The sequence below is a fragment of the Kitasatospora sp. NPDC059827 genome (genome assembly GCF_042731675.1).
Taxonomy (GTDB): domain Bacteria; phylum Actinomycetota; class Actinomycetes; order Streptomycetales; family Streptomycetaceae; genus Kitasatospora.
In genome coordinates this window covers 41,977-43,976 of the sequence record NZ_JBHWIV010000070.1, presented here as the reverse complement: position 1 = coordinate 43,976, position 2,000 = coordinate 41,977, and the positions used below count along the sequence as shown (strand labels likewise).

Genomic DNA, 2,000 nt, shown 5'->3' with positions numbered 1-2,000 from the left:
GCCGACCCGCACCGGCCCGGGCCCGCGCGGCCGGAGCGGCGGGTTCGGGCGAGCGCCCGGGGCCCGGTACGCCGGGCCGCCCGTTCTCCTGCTGGGGGGTCTGGGGGGCCTGCGGCGCACCGGCGGGTGCGGCGGCCGCCGTTCCCCGTCTGACCCCGCGCCCGCCGGCGGCGGCCGTGCCGCGGGCCGCCAGTTCGCTGAGCCGCTCGTGCAGGGCGGCCGCGCCGGGCCGCTCGGCGGGTTCCTTGGCGAGGCAGGCCCCGATGAGCGGGGCGAGCTGCGGGGGGACGGCGGACAGGTCGGGTTCCTCGTGGACGACCCGGTACAGCATCACTTCGGAGGACGCCCCGGAGCCGAACGGGGTGTCCCCGGTGAGCGCGTACGCGAGGGTGGCGCCGAAGGCGAAGACGTCGGTGGCCGGCGTGACGGCGACGCCGCGGACCTGCTCGGGGGCGAGGAAGCCGGGGGAGCCGACGGCGGTGCCGACGTGGGTGAGGGTGCTGGCGCCGCGCGACCAGGCGATGCCGAAGTCGATGATCCGCGGGCCGCGCGGGGAGAGCAGGATGTTGGAGGGCTTGAGGTCGCGGTGGACGACTCCGGCCTCGTGCACCTTGACCAGCCCGTCGGCCAGGGCGGCGCCGATCCGGGCGGCTTCGGGCCAGCTCAGCGGCCCTTCGTCGCCGACCCGCTTGTAGAGGGAGGGGCCGGGGACGTAGGCGGTGGCCAGCCAGGGGCGGTCGGCCTCGATGTCGGAGCCGACGACCCGGGCGGTGCAGCCGCCCCGGATCCTGGAGGCGGCGGCGATCTCGCGGGCGAAGCGGGTGCGGAACTCCTGGTCCTCGGCGAGTTCGGCCCGGATGAGCTTGAGGGCGACGCGCTGGCCGCGGCGGTCGGAGCCGAGGTAGACCACGCCCATGCCGCCGGCTCCCAGTCGCCGGTGCAGGCGGTACGGCCCGACGATGCGGGGGTCCTCACGCCTCAGCCGCATCATCGCCATGTCTCGTTCCCCGTCAGCCTGTGGGTGAGGCCCCGTCGGTTGGGGCATCGTCAGTTCCTGTCCGGCACAGCTTACGGACTGCCCGCTGCGGTGTGCTGATACGCAACACCTCAAGCCGCCGTGCGATTGTCCGATCTTGAGCTGAGCAGCAGGTCACAGGGGTGCCGAATCGCCTCTCGGGGTTGCCCCTCAGGGTTCCCCCGGGGGCGGTGCGCGACCTTCCTCCCCCTCCGGTAGTACGCCTTGAGTCTGAGCGTCATCCTCCGGGATGCCCGAGGAACAGTACGACGGCATGACGCCCGAAAGGCCCCCCGGCCAATAGCGTTGTGTCCAGCGGTGGACGGGGAGCTCGTCCCCCGAGGTAAGCCGTCCACCGCGCCAACTCGACCGGATCAGGAGCAGGGCCATGGCATCGCAGCAGACGGGAACCACCCGCCGGCGTCGACCGCCCTTCATCCAGCCCCAGTCCGCCGAGCGCCCCACCCGGCACCCCGCCGTCGCGCTGGCCATGGCCCTGCCGTGCGCCGTGCTGCTGGTGATGCTGTTCGGCGGGTGGGAGCAGATGGCGAACCAGGCCGAGGCCCTGGCCGATCTGATCGGCCGCTGAGGCGGACGGCACGGCCGCGGAGCCGTCAGGAGAAACAGAAAACACCAGAACGGGCACTGTTCCCCTGGGGACGGGGAGCAGTGCCGCCGGGGAGGCCGTGGGCCGCGATGACACGCGGACGGGCGAGAGCGGTGCGCAGAGCACCCCGGCAGGCGGAGACGCCGCGTACGGACGTCGGTGAGGGCGACCGTACGCGGCTCTTCTCCGCCCTCTTCCTCGAACCCGGAACGCAAAAGGCCGAGGCCGCGACCCTGACGGATCGCGGCCTCGGCCGTTACTGTGCGCGATACTGGGATTGAACCAGTGACCCCTACCGTGTCAAGGTAGTGCTCTCCCGCTGAGCTAATCGCGCCTGGTGTGGCGGTTGTGCAGCGAGCCCCGATGGGCTCGTTACTG

At 73.1% G+C, this 2,000-nt stretch carries 2 protein-coding genes and 1 tRNA gene; 1 reads left to right on the top strand and 2 read right to left on the bottom strand.

Translation table 11 applies throughout. The annotated features are described in order from the left end of the window. A partial coding sequence (locus tag ACFV8H_RS31780) for a serine/threonine-protein kinase (protein WP_380406895.1) occupies positions 1–997 on the bottom strand: 997 nt, incomplete at its 3' end. A 406-nt stretch (positions 998–1,403) separates the two neighbouring features. Between ACFV8H_RS31780 and ACFV8H_RS31775 the strand changes: the two genes are divergently transcribed. Further along, entirely contained in the window at positions 1,404–1,604 is a 201-nt protein-coding gene (locus ACFV8H_RS31775; RefSeq protein WP_360230161.1) for a hypothetical protein, read from the top strand. Between the two features lie 280 nt (positions 1,605–1,884). On the opposite strand, the gene ACFV8H_RS31770 is transcribed toward ACFV8H_RS31775, so the two are convergent. Next, a tRNA-Val gene (locus tag ACFV8H_RS31770) sits at positions 1,885–1,956 on the bottom strand. Positions 1,957–2,000 lie beyond the last annotated feature (44 nt).